This window comes from Micromonospora sp. RB23 (genome assembly GCF_053585025.1).
Window position 1 is genome coordinate 3,844,850 of sequence record NZ_CM132111.1, and the last position, 17,363, is coordinate 3,862,212.

The following is a 17,363-nucleotide window of genomic DNA, read 5'->3' on the forward strand; positions in this document are numbered from 1 at the left end:
CGGGCATAACGGGTACGCGCACCGTCTCAACCAGCAACAGGGAGTACGGCGGCATGAGCGAGCAGCACGGGACGGTGGTCATCGGCGCGGGGCCGGCGGGGCTCACGGCGGCGTACGAGTTGCTCCGCCACGGGCGGCCGGTCCGGGTCTTCGAGGCCGACGAGGTGGTCGGTGGAATCAGCCGGACCGTGGAACGCGACGGGTGGCGCTTCGACATCGGCGGGCACCGGTTCTTCACCAAGGTCCCAAGGGTGGAGGCGTTCTGGCACGAGATCCTGCCCGACGAGGACTTCCTGACCCGACCCCGGATGAGCCGGATCTTCTACCGGGGCGCCCTGTTCAACTATCCGCTGAGCGCCACGAACGCGCTGCGCAACCTGGGCCTGCCGGAGGCGGTGCGCTGCCTCGCCTCGTACGCCCGGGCCCGGCTGCGCCCACCGCGCGACCAGTCGCACTTCGAGGGCTGGGTGTCGGCCCGGTTCGGATGGCGGCTGTACTCGATCTTCTTCAAGACGTACACCGAGAAGGTCTGGGGTATGCCGGCGGACCGACTGCGGGCCGACTGGGCCGCACAGCGGATCAAGAACCTGTCGCTGGCCACGGCGATCCGCAACGCGGTGCTGCCCGGACGCCGCCGCACCGACGTGACCAGCCTGATCGAGGAGTTCCAGTACCCCAAGTACGGGCCGGGGATGATGTGGGAGCGCTGCGCCGACCAGGTACGCCGGGGCGGCGGGGAGGTGTCGACCGGCACGTGGGTGACCGCCGTGCACCGCGACCCGAAACGACGTCGGGCGATCAGCGTGACCCTCAGCGGCGCGGGCGGGCAGCGTACCGAGCCCGCCGACGACGTGATCTCGTCGATGCCGATCTCGGAGTTGGTCGCCGCGCTTCGCCCGCCCGCGCCCCCGGAGGTGCTGGCGTGCGCCGCCGACCTGCGCTACCGCGACTTCCTGACCGTCGCCCTGGTGGTGCCGGCCGAGTTCTCGTTCCCGGACAACTGGATCTACGTGCACGATCCGGCGGTGCGGGTGGGCCGGATCCAGAACTTCGGCTCCTGGTCGCCGTACCTCGTCAAGGACGGTCGCACCTGCCTGGGCCTGGAGTACTTCGTCTTCGAGGACGACGAGATGTGGCGTACCCCGGATGAGGACCTGGTGGCCCTGGCCACCGCGGAGCTGGAGCGGTTGGGCCTGGTCCGGCCGGGGGTGGTCGGGGCCGGCTACGTCGTGCGCATGCCGAAGGCCTATCCGGTGTACGACGAGCGCTACCAGCACAACGTGGACGTGATCCGGGCGTGGCTGGCCGAGGCCGTCCCGAACGTGCACCCGGTGGGACGCAACGGCATGCACCGCTACAACAACCAGGACCACTCGATGCTCACCGCGATGCTGACCGTGGAGAACATCGTCACCGGCAGCACGCACGACGTCTGGTCGGTCAATGTGGAGCAGGACTACCACGAACAGTCGACCGACGGCGGCGCGCGGCGGGGCACGGGCCGGGACGCGCCGGTCCTGCCGAGCCGGATCATCAGCGCGCCGATCACCGTTCCCGAGAGTGCCCGCACGGCGGGTGAGGGCGGTCGATCCGCGCAGGCGCCGTTGGTCTGACGAACCCGCCGATCCGTAAGAATGAGGGCATGCTGAACGTCACCGTGCGGTCGATCCTGCCCGATGACCTTCTCCTGCTGTATCGGCTGTGGCAGCTCTACCGGCACGACCGGTCCGAGTGCTGAACGGACGCGGCCAGGGGTGATCCTCGGTCGTCTTCGTGGGGGCGGAAGCGATCGCCAGCACATCGACACGGCGGGCAGCCGCAGCGGATGATCAGCGCCCTTCGCCGCGGGCCCAGCCCCGTCTTGGGTTGGGACTTACTCGTCCAGGCCACCCAGTAGGGTGTCGGGACAACCCGGCGGCCGGGAGGGTTCATGACGTCCACGCAGGTCTCCATCCACACAGGACTGACCACGAGTCAGCGGATGGTCCGCAAGCTCTGCAAGTGGCTGTTCTTCGGTCTGCTCCTCGGCGTCCTGCCCATCGTGTGCCAGACCGGCGTCCTGTGGCTACAGGGGAACACGTCCGAGGCGATCGACGTCTTCGGTGACGGCGAGTTGTTCTTCCTGGCCGTGGGCCTGTCCACGGCAGCCGTGGGCGATCTCGTGTTCGACCGCAGGATCCACGGGCACGCGGACATCGCCCACGGCCTCGCCATCGCCTCGGCGCTCATCATCATCACGCTGGCGGCGGTCGGTTACGGGGCGGCCAAGACCGTGGACGAGATGTCCGGTCCAGCCGTCGCCGTCGCCGCGTCACCGAGCGCCACGCCCCTGCCGAAGTCCGTCGGCACTCAGCCGGCCGAGGTACCCGACGTGATCGGCGGCGCTCCGGCGACCATTGGCAGCGCGCCGGAGGAGTTCGGGACGCCACCGGAATCGCCGCAGGCGCAACTGACGGCCGCCGCCGAGACGGCCGAGGACCGCCGCAACCGCATCACCCAGGTCTCCGTGTGGGTGCTGATCTTCGCGATCGTGACCAGCGTGGCCAACGTCGTGCTCTCGGAGAGGTGGTGACCGTGTTCGAGGCGCTGCTGATCGCGATCGGCGGGTTGACCGCTGCCGGCGCGGTCGCCAACACCCTCTCGGCCGTGCTGCGGGCTCGCCGTGACCAGCCGGCCAGGAACACCGTCGAGGTGACGATGGACGGCAGGACGCTGCGGGTCGAGGGCGCCGACGAGGCTGACATCGCCGAGATCGTCAAGGCCCTCGTGAAGCTCCAGGAGGAGCGCCGCGAGGCGGACGACCGTGGCGCCGGCGATCGCGAGGCGGGCGAGCGCGACAAGGAGTGATGCGGCAGCGCCGAGGGGCGGCTGTCACCTGAGGTAGGCGGCGAGCGGGATGTTCTGCGCCCGGAGGGCGGTGGCGATCAGGCCGGCGATCTGTCGGGCGCCGGCGGTCTCGAAGTGGGTGTGGTCGTTGCAGAAGAACGCACCGACCGCGCCCGTCGAGTAGTCACCGTTGTTCGGGCACAGTCTGAGCGAGTTGTAGAGCGCCACGCTCTTGGCGTGCAGGTCGATGACCGGTACGCCGTTGGCGGCGGCCGCAGCCGTCGTCTCGGTGACGAAACCGCGATTGCCGACGGCGGTGTTGCCGCTGCACGTGATCGCCGCGACCGGGGTGACGAAGATCGGCTTCACACCTCTGGCCTTGGCAGCCGTCGCCATGACACCGAGCAGTTCCTTGAAGCGATTGGTGCCGACGTGTCGCGGGCAGGCCGAGTCACCGTCGTTGATGCCGAACTGGATGATCAGATAGTCGCCGGCCTTGAAGCCACTGCCGCTGTCGAGCATCGCCGACCACCGCGCGCTGTAGGCGGTCGAGCTGAGCGTGCACTCGCCTGCCGAGTTCTTGGTGGAGGTCACGTTGCCCTCGTACAGCCACGTCTGGATGCTGCGACCACCGACGGCACTGTTCTGCACGGTGACGTTCGACGTGAGGTAGGACGCGAACTGGCTGCCCCAGCCGATCGGACAGGAACTGGCGTTCATCATCGTGGAATCGCCGGCCATCCACACCTTGACCGGCGCGGGTGTCGGTGACGTGGAAGGGCTGGCCGGCGGTGTGCTCGGGCCGGTGCAGGGTGTCGGCGCCGGCGATGGCGTCGATGTCGGCGTCGGTGCGGTGGGCGACGGCGTCGGCGCGGTGGGGGTCGCTGCCGGCGGGCCGGCGCAGGTGACGCCGTTGAACGAGAACGACGACGGCACCGGGTTGCTGCCGCTCCACGAGCCGGTGAAACCGAAGTTGACGGATGCGCCGGCGCCGACGGCACCGTTGTAGCTCACGTTGGTGGCGGTCACCGTCGAGCCGGTGACCGTGACGGTGGCGTTCCATGCCTGCGTCACGCCCTGCCCGGGGGCGAGACTCCACGCCACGCGCCAGCTGCTCACCGCGTCACCGAGGTTGGTGACGACGACATCGGCGCCGAACCCGCCGGTCCACTGGCTGGTGACCCGGTAGTCGACAGCGCACGCCGGGGTGGCCGCCTGGGCGGTGGCGATGCCGAGCCCGCCGGCCACGACGGTCAGGACCGTTGCCGCCAGAACCACGAGACGCGATCGGCGAACCGTCATCGGGTTACTCCTGCCTCGATCGAAAGACGCTGGCCATCACGTGACGGCGGCGCACGGGGAGCCGTTGAGGGCGAAGCCTGCCGCTCCGCCGAGCGGGCTGTCGGTGATGATTCCGAAGCTGGTCGAACCGGCGACCGGGATCACCGCGTTCCAGGCGACGTTCACCGCTGTGGCCGCGGCGCCGGCCTGGGTGACGGTGGCATTCCAGGACTGCGTGATCCGCTGACCGCCCGGCAGGGACCAGGTCAGTGTCCAACCGTTGACTGCGACGGTGGAGGTGTTGCTGAGCGTGACGTCGAACTGGGCGCCCGTACCCCAGTCACCGGTCTTGCGGTAGGCGACCGTGCAGGCCCCGGTCCCGGGAGTGGTCGGCGCGGGGGTCGTCGGGGCCGGGGTCGTCGGGGCCGGGGTCGTCGGGGCCGGGGTCGTCGGAGGCGGGGTCGTCGGCGCGGGGGTCGTCGGCGGCGGGGTCGTGGTCAGGCGCGCGCTGAGGACCGGGGCCAGCCGGTCGGTGATGGCCTGGTGGCCCGCGTCGTTCGGGTGCACCGAGTCGCTCAGCCCTCCCGACGGCAGCCAGCCGGTGGTGTCCACGTAGAACACGTTGGCGTCACCCGCGGCGTTGCGCGCCCGCACCGCCGCCTCCGTCTCCGCCGCGTACCGACCGATGAACGTCCGCATAGCGAACAGCGCGGCGTTCGGGAATTTGGCCCGGACCTTCGCCAGGAAGCTGGTGTACGTCGCCTGGAAGGACGCGGCGCTCACGCCGTGGCTCTTGTCGTTGGTCCCCAGGTTGATCACCACGCCGTCGGCGGTGTAGCGGGAGAAGTCCCACGGGTCGGTGCCGGCCTGGCCACCGGAGGACATCCAGTAGCGCGTGGACTGCGCCCAGCATCCATCGGTCGTCTCGGCCAGACACATGCCACCGATCGCGATCTGGGTGTGGTCGTAACCGAGCCTCTCACCGACCTTGAAGGCGTAGTCCGTCACGGCGAGCTGGCTGCTCGTGGCACCCGCGGTGATGGAGTCACCGACGAACTCGACCAGTTTGGGGCGGGCCGGTGGCCTGAAGGTGCCCGCGCCCGAGTCGAGGACCAGCCCCTGGAAGACCGCGTCCCCCGTGTAGGAGCCGGCCACCTGCCGGTAGGTGACGAGCAGCGTGTGGTTGCCGGCGGCGAGCGCGCCCGGCGTCAGGTTGATCGTGCCGGACCCGGTGAAGGACGTGAACGGCCCTCCGTCGATGCTGGCCCACAACTGGATGGTGTTGCGCTGCCGGAGCTTCACCGTTCTGCCGGTGAACCCGACCCGCAGGTACGCGCCGGCCCAGTAGGGCACGTAGGCCGAGGGGTTCGTCCTGTTCCACCGGCCGACGAAGCTGATGTTCGTGTCGGCCGGCGTGCCGTCGCCGGCGGCGGCCTCGGCGCTGAGCATCGGCAGACCGGCGGCGAGCACCCCGGCGGCGACCGCGATGACGGCCGCGGTACGCAGGGAACGAATCGTCGTCATCGGATGGGGTTCCAGCCGTCGGTGCCCGCCAGGTAGGCGGTGGGCGTGTACTGGGTGGCGGTGGAGGCGCTCATCTGGGGCCGGTTGGCGTTGACGGCGGCGCCCGGCCCGGTGCTGCCGTACTCGGCGAACCGGGCGTTCCGCCACGAGAAGCCGGACATGTCGGTCCAGGGGTCGGTGCGGATGTGTGCGCCCATCGCGACGCCCCGGTAGAGGACCTGACCGCGGGCGTTGACGTCGCCGCTGGGGTGCCACGGCCGGCCCAGGTAGACGGTCCTCGCGGGAGCGTTGCTGGTCAGGGTGGTTCCCCAGAACAGGTAGCCGAACCTGTTGTTGATGTCGGTGGCCGCGGCGGTGATGTAGCCGTTGTTCGACGAGGAGCCCCTGGTGAGCGAGTGCACGGTGCCGTTCTGGAAGACCATGGTGCCCCGGCCGAAGATGAAGTCGACGTCACCCTCCACGTAGGAGTTCCGGACGTAGAGACGCCGGACCGCGCTGACACTTGGCGCGTTGACCAGCAGGGTGTCCTGGTTGCCGAGGATGCGGACGTTGTCGAACTGCACCCGGTCGCCGGAGGTGTTGACGGCGACGGCCTGCTCGGCGTCGAGGGTGTTGGCGGCCTCGTCGAAGTCGTTCGACATGGTCAGGTTCCTGATCGTGGTGTCGTTGGCGTTGACGAAGACGGAGGCGCTGCCGGACGTGCCGTACGTACCGCCACCGGGCTTGGTCTGGCCGGAGGCATGGCCTTCGACGATCACCACCTGGGCGGCGGAGCTGCCGGCGCCGACCAGGGTGAGGTAGGGCTTGTTGGCCGGAATGGTGACCACGCCCCGGTAGGTGCCGGGTTTGATGGTGATGGTGACCGGGACGCCGTTGTTCGCCGCGACACTGTCGATCGCCGCCTGCACGGTCGTGTAGGTGCCGCTGCCGTCGGCGGCCACGGTGATGGTTGCGGACGCCGACGCGGCCGAGGCCGTCGAGACTGCGGCGGCGAGAGCGCACACCGTCAGCACCGCCACCGCGCGCACGGGACGAGCCCTGCCGGATGTGGTCATAAGCGTTCTCCGATCCCCGGGCCACTGCCGACGGTGATGTCGACCGGCAGACGACGCTGTTACGTGAACGTTAACATCGACGATTGGGAATATGAAGCCGACGACCGGGCAGTAGGAGCGGGGTGGCGAGCAGGAGAACGCCGGAGACCGTGATCGCCGCGAGCGGACCGGTGAGGGTCGCGAGGCCGCCCCAGATCACGACCAGGGCCGCCTGGACGATTCTGCTGACCGCACTCCACGTGGTGAGGACGCGGGCGGTGTGGCTGAGCGGTATGCGGGAGAGCCGCTCGGTCGCGTAGATCGGGTTGAAGACGCCCATGCAGGTGATCAGCAGGCCCTCGACGACGATCACGGTGAGGAGCCCGGGAACGCCCGGCTGCACGAACGCGAGACCGAGGGGAAAGACCGAGCGCAACCACCCGGACACGATCATGACCTGGTGCCGGCCGTGGCGGGCCACGAGGCGCGGGGACAGGCGGGCGCCCACCAGGCCGCCGAGCGCCGGAACGCCGAAGGCGAGACCGTACTGCCACGCCGGAAGGTGGTACCGACCCAGCAGGAGCACGGCCAGCAGCGGGGCGGTGGCCATGATGAGACCGCCGACCAGGACCGAGTTGAGGAACAACCTCCGCAGCACCCCGTCACCGAGGATGATCCGCCACCCGTACCGGAGGTCCGCGGGCCGCAGCCCGCTCGCGCGGTCGCGCGGTGACGCGACGTCGCCGCCGCGCACGCGCAGGACCGCGAGCGCCGACAGCAGGTAACTGACGGCGTCGACCCCGACGGTGACGACCGGGCCGAGCAGTCCGACCAGGGCGCCGCCGAGCGGCGGCCCGGCCGCCGTCGCCGCCCAGGCCGTGCCCTCGAACCGGCCGTTGGCGACCAGCAGGTGATCGCCACGAAGGAGATGCTTGAGGTACGCGCCGGACGCCGCGGCGAACGCGATGCCCGCGGCGCCACAGACGACCGAGACGACCAGCAACTGGCCGTACGACAGCAGACCGAGGGCGTACGTGACCGGGACGCTCGCCATCGCCGCGAACCGGATCAGGTCCATGGCGACCAGCACCGGCCGTTTCGCCCGGTGTTCGACCCAGGGCCCGAGGGCGAACGCCACGACCGCCGCGACCGCGGGCCCGGCCGCCTCCAGCAGCGACACCGCGAACGCCGACGAGTGCAGTACGCGGACCGCGATCAGCCCGAATGCGCCGAAGGCGATCCACGTGCCGTACGTGCTCACGGCGTAGGCCGACCACAGCCATCCGAAGTCAGGTCCCAACCGATCGCGCATACGACTCCCCGTGACAACCGATGTGCGGGTCCGGGGAAGGAGATCGTGGCCGCCGGCCTGGAAGCAAACAACCGACCAAGGTCTCGTCACAACCATCGGTTGTGAGGGTGCATAATCAGGCGGTGGATACCGAGGCGGTGCGATCGTTCGTGCGGGCAGCCGAGGTCGGGCAGTTGCAGCACGCCGCCGACGAGCTGGGGGTAACGCAGCAGGCCGTGTCGAAACGGATCGCCGCCCTCGAACGCGCGCTCGACGTCCGGTTGTTCACGCGTACCCCCCGAGGGGTCGAGCTGACGCTCGACGGCCAGGCGTTCCTCCCGCACGCCCGGGGCATCGTGACCGGGGTGGACCGCGCGGTCGCCGCGATCAGGCCGGGCTCGCGGGCCCTGCGGATCGACGTTCTCGGCCTGCGCTCCGCGCAGGCCGTGGTCCTGCACGACTACTGGCGCGCACATCCGGAGCTCGACCTCGACGTCGTGACGCTGCGGGTCAACGACCCGCGCGAGGCGGTCGCCGCCGTCCGGGCGGGTGACGTCGACGCCTCGTTCCGGTCGGTCACCGACCCGGCGACGCTGCCGCGCGAGGTGCGGATGGTGCACGCCTTCGACTCGGCGCTGGAGCTGCTCGTCGGCCCACGGCACCCGCTCGCCTCCGCGCGCACGCTGACGCCGGCCCAGCTCCGGGGGCACCGGATCTGGGTGCCCGGCATCGCGCCGCGCAGCGAGTGGGCGGACTTCTACGACCAGCTCACCACTGCCTTCGACCTGCGGATCGACGCCGCCGGCCCGCACTTCGGCGACGAGGTGCTGCTCGACATCCTCGCGGAGTCCGCCGACGTGGCCACCCTCGTCGGCGCGCGCGACCGGTACCTCTGGCCGACGGGCCACGACCTGCGCCGCATCCCGATCGCGCGCCCGACGCTCGCGTACCCGCTCGCGCTTCTCCTGCGCCGCACGAATCCGCACCCGGGGCTACGGGCGGTGCTCGACCACTGCGCGGGCCTGACGTCGTCACCCGCGACGACCTGGCGTCCGAGCTGGGCAGGGCGCTAGCAGGAAGTCCGGATGTCGAGGACGACCGGGACGCTCTGCGTGACGCTACCGTCGGTGGCCCGAAGCTGCGGGACGTACCGACCGGGCGCGACACCGCCGAGGCGGAACGCGGCCAGGACCTGGACGACGTGGCCGTCCCCGGAGCCGGGTAGGGCGGCCAGCGGGCTGTACACCTCGACGCCGGCCGGCATGCCGGTGTAGTCGACGGCGATCGACGTCGACCAGGTCCCGTCGAGGACGACGAAGTAGTACAGGGTGCGCGGGTCGTCGGGCGCGGCGCAGATGCGCTGCGGCAGGTCGACCAGCGTCCAGCTCGACGGTGCGCTGGCCGGCCCGGCGGGCGCCGCGGCGGCCGGGACGCCGCCGACGAGGGCGAGCAGGGTCACCGCCAGCACGGTCGCGGCGATCCGTCGGGCTACGCGGGGGAACCTCATCATCGGCCCCTGTTCTTCGCGACGTGTCGACACGGTCAGCTCGCTCGGTAGGAGAGGTAGAAGCCGCTCGACCAACTGTGGAAGTTGTTCAATTCGGCCGCCGGGCCGGTGCAGTCGGCGGTCCGGTACCCGGGGACGCTGCCGAAGCCGCCACTCCAGGTGAGCAGCCACCGCGCGTCGGCCGGAACGCGGCGGCAGACGCCGTCGGGGGCGGCCTGCCGGCCGACCACCTCGGTGGGGTACGCCGAGTAGAAGACCAGGCCGCTGTCCGGGCTCTGGAACGGCTCACCGGCGGACGCGGGCGACGCCGGTACGGTCAGGGTGAGGGGGATGATCGCGACGGCGGCGAGAATCCCGGCGACGCGGTGAACGGATGTGCGCATGGCTGTCCTTTCGCGACGGCGTCCGGGGGCCACGGACCAGCATCGTTGACGTAGCGATGGTTGTCGATTCAACGATCCGCCCGTGCGGCAGGTCTGTCAACCACGCCCGGCGCGATCGGGCGGTACAGACCACGGTCCAGCGGCTCGCTGGTGACGCCGCCGCGAGCCGGTGCGTCGTGAGCATCGCACCGCCGGAGAATTCTCTGCGACGGTGTCGATGCGCGGTCCGCTCGTTCGACGAAGAGGCGCGAGGGCGAGCGGCGACCCCGCCGAAGGAGGAGAAGAAGACGATGGCGAAGTACATGCTGATCATGCGAGGCACCGACGAGTCGAACGCGGCCATGATGGCGTCGATCGACGAGGCGATGGCCGCGACCGGCCGGTTCATCGAGGAGATGCTGAAGGCCGGCGTCCTCCTCGCGGCCGAAGGGCTGGACGATCCGGGCCAGGGCGTCGTGGTGGACTTCGGCGGCGACGCGCCCGTGGTGACGGACGGCCCGTACGGCGAGACCAGGGAGCTGTTCGGTGGCTACTTCCTGCTCGACGTCGCCTCGAAGCAGGAGGCCGTCGAGTGGGCCCGGCGGGTCCCGGCGGTCCCCGGCTCCAAGATCGAGGTGCGGCGGGTGGCCGAGGCCGACGAGGTCCCACCGGGCAGCACGACCAGCGGTCAGCTCTGAATGGGTACGGCGGACGTCGAGGCCGTCTGGCGGGTCGAGTCGGCGCGGATCGTGGCCACGGTGACCCGGCTGACCGGCGACATCGGGCTGGCCGAGGACGCCACCCAGGAGGCGGTGGCCGAGGCGCTGGTGTCGTGGCCGCGCGCCTCCCCCGCCAATCCGGCCGGCTGGCTCATGGCCACCGCGCGACGGCGCGCCATCGACACGATCCGCCGCCGGACCGCCCTGCGGGAGCGGTACGCGCTGCTGGCGGTCGACGCGGCGGCGGGCGAAGACCTGGACGAGCCCGTCGACCCCGACCACATCGACGACGACATCCTCGCCCTGATGTTCATCAGCTGCCACCCGGTGCTCTCCCCCGAGGCGCGCGTGGCGCTGACGCTGCGGGTCGTCGGCGGGCTGTCCAGCGAGGAGATCGCCCGCGCGTTCCTCGTGCCCGTGCCGACCGTGCAGGCCCGCATCACCCGCGCCAAGAAGACGATCGCGGCGGCCGGGGTGCGGTTCGAGCTGCCCCCGGCCGGCGAGCGCCGGACACGGCTGGGCGGTGTGCTGCACGTCCTGTACCTGATCTTCACCGAGGGGTCGACGGCCACCTCGGGCGACCGCCTGCTGCGCCCGGACGTCGCGTACGAGGCGATCCGACTGACTCGTACGCTGGCGACGCTCCAACCCGACGAGCCGGAGGTGCACGGCCTGCTCGCGCTCTGCGAGCTGACGGCCGCGCGGTTCCCCGCCCGGACCGCCCCGGACGGTACTCCGGTCCTGCTCGACGACCAGGACCGGCGACGGTGGGACGTGTCCGCGATACGCCGAGGGCTGACCGCACTGGCGGAGGCATCGCGCGGCGGCCTCGGTCGCTATGGCCTACAGGCCGCGATCGCCGCCACCCACGCGTCAGCACCGTCCGTCGAGGCGACCGACTGGGATCGGATCGTAACGCTCTACGACGCGCTCGGCCGGCTCGCGCCGTCGCCGGTGGTCGAACTCAACCGCGCCGTCGCCGTGGCCATGGCCTCCGGCCCGGCGCGGGCGCTGGCCATGGTGGACGAGATCGTCGCCGCGGGTCGGCTCGCCGGATCGCACTTGCTGCCCACCGTCCGCGGCGAACTGCTGTCCCGGCTCGGCCGGCGGGCCGAGGCACGCGCCGAACTGGAGATGGCGGCGAGGCTCTGCGGCAACCAGCGCGAACGCTCGGTGCTGCTGCGTAAGGCGGCCGCCCTGACATGAGGGGCTGCTGGCGTACGCCATCGGGTGCGGCAGTCTGGTGGCGTGGACGGTGACGACGTACGAGCACCCCGGGCCCAGGCCGGGTCCAGCCCGCAGCATCTGTTGGCGACCGTGCTCGGCGAGTATCTCGACTCCACCGACGCGGACCTGCCCTCGGCGGCGGTCATCGCGATCCTGGGCGAGTTCGGGGTCAGCGAGTCCAGTGCCCGTGCCGCGCTGTCCCGGCTGGTCAAGCGTGGTCTCATCGCGATGCGGGCGAGCCGGCGGCCCCCGGTCTACCACCTGACGCCGGGAGCGATCGCCCGGCATCGCGCCCGGATGCGGCACTTCCTGACCTTCGGCGCCCACCCGCCGCAGTGGACCGGCGACTGGGTGCTGGCCTCCTTCTCGGCCCCGACCGCAGGGCAGGCGGCGCGGCACGCGGTGCGCCGGGCGCTGGGCGCGCTGCGCTTTGCCAGCCTCTACGACAGCGTGTGGATCCGACCGGGAACCGACGCCGCGCCGGCGACGACGGTGCTGGACGAACTGCTCCGCCACGTCGAGGGCGCCCGGTGGTCGGTCATGCACGTCCGGTTCGACGAGGAGTCCGGGCCACACGGGCCGGCCGCCGCGTACGACCTGGCCACGCTCGCGTCCGGGTACTCGACCTTCATCCAGCGGTACACGCCGCTGCGGACGGCCGTACGCGACAACGAGGTGGGCGCGGCTCAGGCGCTGGTGGCCCGGACCTCGGCCATGGACTCCTGGCGGAGGTTCGCCGACATCGACCCGGACCTGCCCGAGCACCTGCTGCCGACGCCCTGGCCCCGACAGGAGGCCAGGGACACCTTCCTGGAGATCCACTCCGCGCTCGGCGCGCTCGCGCAGGCGCGGCTGGTGGAGGTGGCGACACCGCACTGGCCGGACGCCGCGGCGTGGATCACCCACTTCGAGGCATCGGACGACCTCTGGGCGATCGGACCGGGCGGCAACAGCCAGGGCGGCTGAGCCCGGCGACCAAACAGCCGAGATATTGACACATTTCGTTGCGACAGTGATAGTAACTGCACACCGCTCCCATCGGATCGCCTGTGGGGACCCCGCCGGGTGGTCGACGCGTATCCATCGACCTGGCCCGTGGCCTGCGCCGACCCTGGTCGCGCGCGAACGTACAGCCGCCACCGCCGCCGGGAGCCCCACCGTGACATCCGTTGGAGGCGCGCATGAGAAGAAGATCGAAGATCTACGCGGGGTTGGCGGCCGCCGTCGTCCCGATCGCCTCGATGATCATTACGCTCGGCGCGACACCGGCCGATGCCGCCGTGGGCGGCTCCGGCCCCTATCCCGCCGACTACGAGACCTCGGCCAGCCTGGCCAACCACACCATCTTCCGGCCGCAGACGCTCCCGTCCGAGCGCCTGCCCATCTTCGTCTGGGGCAACGGCGGGTGCTCGGCCAACGGCCTCTCCCAGGGCAACTTCCTGCGCGAGATCGCCTCGCACGGCTTCCTCGCCATCGCCAACGGCGCGCCGAACGGCTCCGGCTCCACCAACTCCCAGATGCTCACCCAGTCCATCGACTGGGCCATCGCGGAGAACTCCCGGCAGGGCAGCAAGTACTTCAACAAGATCGACACGACGAAGGTCGCGGTCGCGGGCTTCTCCTGCGGCGGGCTGGAGGCGTACGCCGTCTCCAACGACCCGCGCGTCACCACGACCGGCATCTTCAGCAGCGGCCTGCTCAACGACGCCGACGACTACCAACTCAGGAGACTGACCAAGCCGATCGCCTACTTCATCGGCGGGCCCAGCGACATCGCCTACCCGAACGCCATCGACGACTGGGGCAAGCTGCCGTCCACGCTGCCCGCCTTCATGGGCAACCTCAACGTCGGGCACGGCGGCACGTACGACCAGACCAACGGCGGCGAGTTCGGTCGCGTCGCCGTCCTCTACCTCAAGTGGCGGCTCAAGGGCGACACCACCGCCGGCGCGAACTTCGTCGGACCCAACTGCGGTCTGTGCCGTACGCAGTGGACGGTCCAACAGAAGAACCTGACTCTTGACGACGGCACGCCGCCGACCACGCCCCCGCCGACGACTCCACCGCCCACCACTCCCCCTCCGACCACGCCCCCGCCCACGACGCCGCCGCCCACCACGCCACCGCCCACGGGCGCCGTCTGCACCGCGACCTACGCCGTGCAGGACCAGTGGAACGGCGGATTCGTCGCCAACGTCACCGTCACCGCCGGAACCACCGCCCTCAGCGGTTGGCGGGTCACCCTCACCCTGCCCAGCGGCGCCACGGTCACCTCGCTCTGGAACGGCGTCGCGACCGGAAGCAGCGGCACCGTCACCGTCGCCAACCAGAGCTACAATGGACGGCTGGCCGCGGGCCAGACCACCAGTTTCGGATTCCAGGGCACCGGTACCGGCAGCGGCGCCACCGCCACCTGCACCGGAAGCTGACACCGAACCACCTCGGCGGTCGGCGCGTCACGCGCCGGCCGCCGAGCGCGTTCCACCGAACAGAGGAGACGACGATCGCCGGCAGCACGTTGGCCGACATCCTGCGAGCGGCGGCGGAGGGGCACTTCCCGCCCGCAGACGGCGGGACCACCGTCGTACCGCAGCCGTGCCACCGCGACGCCGGCGTCATCGCGTTCACCGCGCACTCCGTGGTGTTCACCGACGAAGACCCCGAATGGGTACGCCACACACTGGCGACCCTCGACTGCGACGGTCTGGCGGCCACGATGAACCCGCGCTTCCTCGCCGCGCTGCTCGACCGCACCGGGCGAGCCACCGACACCATCGACCTCCTGACGGTCGCGCGTCCTCTTCCCGGCCCGCCCCCGCTGCGGCTGACCGAGGTCCCGGACGCCGGGCACGCCCGCGCCGGCCGAGCGCGGCGGCGTCGTGACGACGTCCGGGTCTGGGCCGCCGACGGCGGGGTGGTCGTCCTGGGTCGAGGCGTGGCGGGCCGCTGGGAGACGGCGATCGAGGTCGACGAGGACTGCCGCCACCGCGGCCTGGGGCGGACGCTGGCCACGGCCGCCCGGCACCTCGTACCCGACGGGCAACCGGTCTGGGCTCAGCAGGCCGCCGGCAACGCCCGCAGCGTGCGCGCCTTCCAGGCGGCCGGGTTCCGCCCGGTCGGCGCGGAGGCGCTGCTCCTGCCACCAGCGCGGCCGTAGGGCGGGGCGGTCGGGCGGTCCCGGAACCCATCTCCTCTGGGCGGCCTGTTCGGGGTCGACCTCGGCGCCGCCGGACCGCTCAGGCCCGCCTCCACACCCGGAACGTCTGCTGGATTCGCCATGCCCCGTCGGGCTGCCGCGCCTCGTTGCGCCAGCGGAACTCGTCGACGCCGATGTCGGAGAAGGTCCACCGTAGGTCGCCACCGTCGAGCACGATCTCGTCACCGACGCGCGACGCCAGGAAGGTGTGCGTCCGCCGCCGGCCCGGGCCCACCCACGTCGAGCGCCAGACCCCCGCCCCCGCCGTGGGGTCCGGGAACCGCACGCTGACGCCGTGTTCGACGCCGGGCAGGATCCAGACGTCGGTGGTCGCCCGCCCGCCGAGCGCGTAGCCGAAGTGCCACTCGCCCCGGCGGACGGTCGTGGAACCGTCGGGTTCGTACTCGGTGCAGTCCAGCGTCCAGGAGCCCGCGAACTGGCCGAAGAGGCTGAGGTCGACACCGTCGGCCGGGCCGTCCGCGAGGAAGGCCGCGCCGACGGCGTCCGAGAGATCAGACGCCATCTGAGAACGATAGCCAAGCGCCGAGCTTGGAGTTCGCGTGGCGGCACGTGGTGGTCATGCACGTGAAAGGACGTCGTGTTAACCTCCTTCTGCGCCCCAGATGGGCCTACCCCCGGAGGTTCTGGCTACTTCAGCCGCCATGCCGAGATCGACGCGTACGCGTCGTCCGCATGGGTCCGGGGCGTTCCCGCCTTCGGGGTCTGTCAATCAGTACGGCTGCTGGACGCCGTGTGCTTCCGGTCGGGTCTTCGGATCGACCGAAAGACGGTACGCGTGACAGTCACGTTCAACCACACCATCATCGCCGCGACGGACAGGCACGCGTCGGCGGCCTTCTACCGGGAACTGTTCGGACTCCCGGAGGCGCCCTCGTGGGGGCTGTTCGTCAACGTTCTGCTGGACGACGGCGTACTGCTCCAGTTCGCCGAGCCGCCGGTGGACATCCAGATGCAGCACTACGCGTTCCTCGTCGACGACGAGTTGTTCGCGCGATGCCTCGCGTACATCGAGGAACGAGGCATCACGTACTGGGCGGACCCGCAGATGAAGAGGCCCGGCGAGACCAACAGCGAGCACGGTGGCCGAGGGTTCTACTTCAAGGACCCGGCCGGACACGCGATCGAACTCATCACGCGCCCGTACCTCTAGCAGCCGCCCCTGGTCGGACGCCGTGGCTCAGCGTCCGACCGGGGCGTGCGGGCGAGCCGCGCTACCGCGGCCGGACGGCAAGGCGGATGTGCACCACGTCGTCGAGGGCGATGTTCTCCTTGTTGCGCACCGAGTCCCGCAGCGGAAGGACATAGCCCTCGTCCTTCGGGAACAGGGAGGTGCGCCAGCGGCTTCGCCCGAGCCGGACCTCCACCGGGATCATGCCCCAGCCGTAGGTGACCGCCGAGGCCACCTGCCGCACCATGTCGACGCACTCGGGTGGGATCGTCACGAAGTGGTACGGCGACGGCCCGCGCCACTCCCAGACGGCACCTTCGAACTCGTACTCCATCACGGCATCAGACGGTAGTGGGCCACCGTGGCATCGTCCGGGACGAGCGCGTCGGGGCCGTCGCGCATCTGGTCTTCGAACTCACGGACGCGGCGGATGACACCGGACGGACCGTCGGCGACGAGCAGATCCCGCACACCCGGCCAGTCGGTCAGGGCGTACGGGCTGACGATCCGGCTGGCGCCGTTGCTGAGCACCGCGACGCCGTTCAGCTCGTCGAGGGGGTGGCTGCCGGTCGCCGCCTCCCATGCCGCCTGCGGGTCGTCCTTGGCGATCCAGTAACCGCCCGGCTGGTTCCGACGAGCGCGCAGTGCCGCGGCGCAGGAGGCGCGGACGAGGTCGTACTCCGGGGTTGCGGGTGTGACGCCGGCCAGGGGCGCCGCGCACTCCCGCCTGGCGACCACCTCGCGCCCGTCGGTGATCATCCGCACGCCGCCGCCGACCTGGTCGAGCACGAGGTACGAGTCCGCGAGCAGGAGGTGCTCCAGCCGTCCCCGGTGGGCGCGGACCATCAGGACCGTCGCCTGGGGACTGCTGGGATCGGCGATGTCGCAGGTGGCGCGATGGGCGGTGGCCGTCGCACCGATGGCGTCGGCGAGGATCGCCGCGAGGTCCCGCCCGTCGGCCCGCGAGAGACCGCCGAGCAGCGTGCCGCCGAGACGGTGGGTGTACCAGGCGACCCCGTGCGCGCAGAGCGCCTCGGCCCCCGGAATGCCGGCGCCGTCGAGCAGTACGACGGCGCCGGGGACCGCCCCCACGAAGTCCTCGTTCGGCCTGCCGGCCCTACCGGCGCTCGTCGCCAACGTGATGTGCACCTATCGACTCCTCGGCTCTGGTCTACGCGAGGACACTGCCGCGGCGGATCGGCCACCC

General features: G+C 71.1%; 19 protein-coding genes. 10 read left to right on the forward strand and 9 right to left on the reverse strand.

Annotated features, from left to right (window positions below):
* Positions 1 to 53: 53 nt before the first annotated feature.
* From ACTFTM_RS17795 to ACTFTM_RS17805, 3 genes are all read left to right on the forward strand, one after another.
* On the forward strand, positions 54 to 1,613 hold the full coding sequence (locus tag ACTFTM_RS17795; protein WP_449561591.1) for an NAD(P)/FAD-dependent oxidoreductase: 1,560 nt from the start codon (positions 54 to 56) through the stop codon (positions 1,611 to 1,613).
* 317 nt (positions 1,614 to 1,930) lie between these two features.
* Positions 1,931 to 2,572, forward strand: a complete 642-nt coding sequence (locus ACTFTM_RS17800; protein WP_449561592.1) for a hypothetical protein — start codon at positions 1,931 to 1,933, stop codon at positions 2,570 to 2,572.
* Positions 2,509 to 2,847 carry an effector-associated constant component EACC1 gene (locus tag ACTFTM_RS17805; protein WP_449561593.1) on the forward strand — a complete coding sequence of 113 codons (339 nt, stop codon included), beginning with the start codon at positions 2,509 to 2,511 and terminating at the stop codon, positions 2,845 to 2,847. The genes ACTFTM_RS17800 and ACTFTM_RS17805 overlap by 64 nt, the downstream gene beginning before the upstream one ends.
* Positions 2,848 to 2,871: 24 nt before the next feature.
* Here the strand turns inward: ACTFTM_RS17805 and ACTFTM_RS17810 are convergent, their stop codons facing one another.
* From ACTFTM_RS17810 to ACTFTM_RS17825, 4 genes are all read right to left on the reverse strand, one after another.
* A complete protein-coding gene (locus tag ACTFTM_RS17810) occupies positions 2,872 to 4,128 on the reverse strand; it encodes a cellulose binding domain-containing protein (RefSeq protein ID WP_449561594.1) in 1,257 nt (418 codons plus the stop codon).
* 36 nt (positions 4,129 to 4,164) lie between these two features.
* Entirely contained in the window at positions 4,165 to 5,631 is a 1,467-nt protein-coding gene (locus tag ACTFTM_RS17815) for a cellulose binding domain-containing protein (RefSeq protein ID WP_449561595.1), read from the reverse strand.
* Positions 5,628 to 6,650 (reverse strand): pectinesterase family protein, encoded by a 1,023-nt coding sequence (locus ACTFTM_RS17820; RefSeq protein WP_449561596.1) that lies wholly within the window; start codon positions 6,648 to 6,650, stop codon positions 5,628 to 5,630. Before ACTFTM_RS17820 ends, ACTFTM_RS17815 begins: the two co-directional genes overlap by 4 nt.
* Positions 6,651 to 6,756: 106 nt before the next feature.
* Positions 6,757 to 7,977, reverse strand: coding sequence for an MFS transporter (locus ACTFTM_RS17825; protein WP_449561597.1), 1,221 nt, complete (start codon positions 7,975 to 7,977; stop codon positions 6,757 to 6,759).
* Between the two features lie 122 nt (positions 7,978 to 8,099).
* Between ACTFTM_RS17825 and ACTFTM_RS17830 the strand changes: the two genes are divergently transcribed.
* Positions 8,100 to 9,029 (forward strand): LysR family transcriptional regulator, encoded by a 930-nt coding sequence (locus ACTFTM_RS17830; RefSeq protein ID WP_449561598.1) that lies wholly within the window; start codon positions 8,100 to 8,102, stop codon positions 9,027 to 9,029.
* Here ACTFTM_RS17830 and ACTFTM_RS17835 read toward each other — a convergent pair.
* Positions 9,026 to 9,466 (reverse strand): DUF5980 family protein, encoded by a 441-nt coding sequence (locus ACTFTM_RS17835; RefSeq protein WP_449561599.1) that lies wholly within the window; start codon positions 9,464 to 9,466, stop codon positions 9,026 to 9,028. The genes ACTFTM_RS17830 and ACTFTM_RS17835 overlap by 4 nt on opposite strands.
* Positions 9,467 to 9,498: 32 nt before the next feature.
* Complete coding sequence (locus tag ACTFTM_RS17840; RefSeq protein WP_449561600.1) at positions 9,499 to 9,846, reverse strand: hypothetical protein; 348 nt, start codon at positions 9,844 to 9,846, stop codon at positions 9,499 to 9,501.
* A gap of 290 nt (positions 9,847 to 10,136) precedes the next feature.
* Here ACTFTM_RS17840 and ACTFTM_RS17845 point away from each other — a divergent pair, with 290 nt between their 5' ends.
* The 5 genes from ACTFTM_RS17845 to ACTFTM_RS17865 all read left to right on the forward strand — a co-directional run bounded on the left by ACTFTM_RS17845 (position 10,137) and on the right by ACTFTM_RS17865 (position 14,928).
* Positions 10,137 to 10,523, forward strand: a complete 387-nt coding sequence (locus tag ACTFTM_RS17845) for a YciI family protein (RefSeq protein ID WP_449561601.1) — start codon at positions 10,137 to 10,139, stop codon at positions 10,521 to 10,523.
* Complete coding sequence (locus ACTFTM_RS17850) at positions 10,524 to 11,750, forward strand: RNA polymerase sigma factor (RefSeq protein ID WP_449561602.1); 1,227 nt, start codon at positions 10,524 to 10,526, stop codon at positions 11,748 to 11,750. It begins immediately after the preceding gene.
* Positions 11,751 to 11,792: 42 nt separating this feature from the next.
* The gene (locus ACTFTM_RS17855; protein WP_449561603.1) at positions 11,793 to 12,737 is read left to right on the forward strand and encodes a PaaX family transcriptional regulator; all 945 of its coding nucleotides are present in this window, start codon (positions 11,793 to 11,795) and stop codon (positions 12,735 to 12,737) included.
* Between the two features lie 215 nt (positions 12,738 to 12,952).
* Positions 12,953 to 14,200 (forward strand): cellulose binding domain-containing protein, encoded by a 1,248-nt coding sequence (locus tag ACTFTM_RS17860; RefSeq protein WP_449561604.1) that lies wholly within the window; start codon positions 12,953 to 12,955, stop codon positions 14,198 to 14,200.
* A 74-nt stretch (positions 14,201 to 14,274) separates the two neighbouring features.
* Positions 14,275 to 14,928, forward strand: a complete 654-nt coding sequence (locus ACTFTM_RS17865) for a GNAT family N-acetyltransferase (RefSeq protein WP_449566665.1) — start codon at positions 14,275 to 14,277, stop codon at positions 14,926 to 14,928.
* 79 nt (positions 14,929 to 15,007) lie between these two features.
* Here ACTFTM_RS17865 and ACTFTM_RS17870 read toward each other — a convergent pair whose 3' ends face one another.
* On the reverse strand, positions 15,008 to 15,490 hold the full coding sequence (locus tag ACTFTM_RS17870; RefSeq protein WP_449561605.1) for a hypothetical protein: 483 nt from the start codon (positions 15,488 to 15,490) through the stop codon (positions 15,008 to 15,010).
* A 273-nt stretch (positions 15,491 to 15,763) separates the two neighbouring features.
* Between ACTFTM_RS17870 and ACTFTM_RS17875 the strand changes: the two genes are divergently transcribed.
* Positions 15,764 to 16,138, forward strand: coding sequence for a VOC family protein (locus ACTFTM_RS17875; protein WP_449561606.1), 375 nt, complete (start codon positions 15,764 to 15,766; stop codon positions 16,136 to 16,138).
* A 61-nt stretch (positions 16,139 to 16,199) separates the two neighbouring features.
* On the opposite strand, the gene ACTFTM_RS17880 is transcribed toward ACTFTM_RS17875, so the two are convergent.
* Both ACTFTM_RS17880 and ACTFTM_RS17885 read right to left on the reverse strand, forming a co-directional pair.
* The gene (locus ACTFTM_RS17880) at positions 16,200 to 16,490 is read right to left on the reverse strand and encodes a DUF1905 domain-containing protein (protein ID WP_449561607.1); all 291 of its coding nucleotides are present in this window, start codon (positions 16,488 to 16,490) and stop codon (positions 16,200 to 16,202) included.
* Entirely contained in the window at positions 16,490 to 17,305 is an 816-nt protein-coding gene (locus tag ACTFTM_RS17885) for a hypothetical protein (protein ID WP_449561608.1), read from the reverse strand. Before ACTFTM_RS17885 ends, ACTFTM_RS17880 begins: the two co-directional genes overlap by 1 nt.
* Between the last annotated feature and the right edge of the window lie 58 nt (positions 17,306 to 17,363).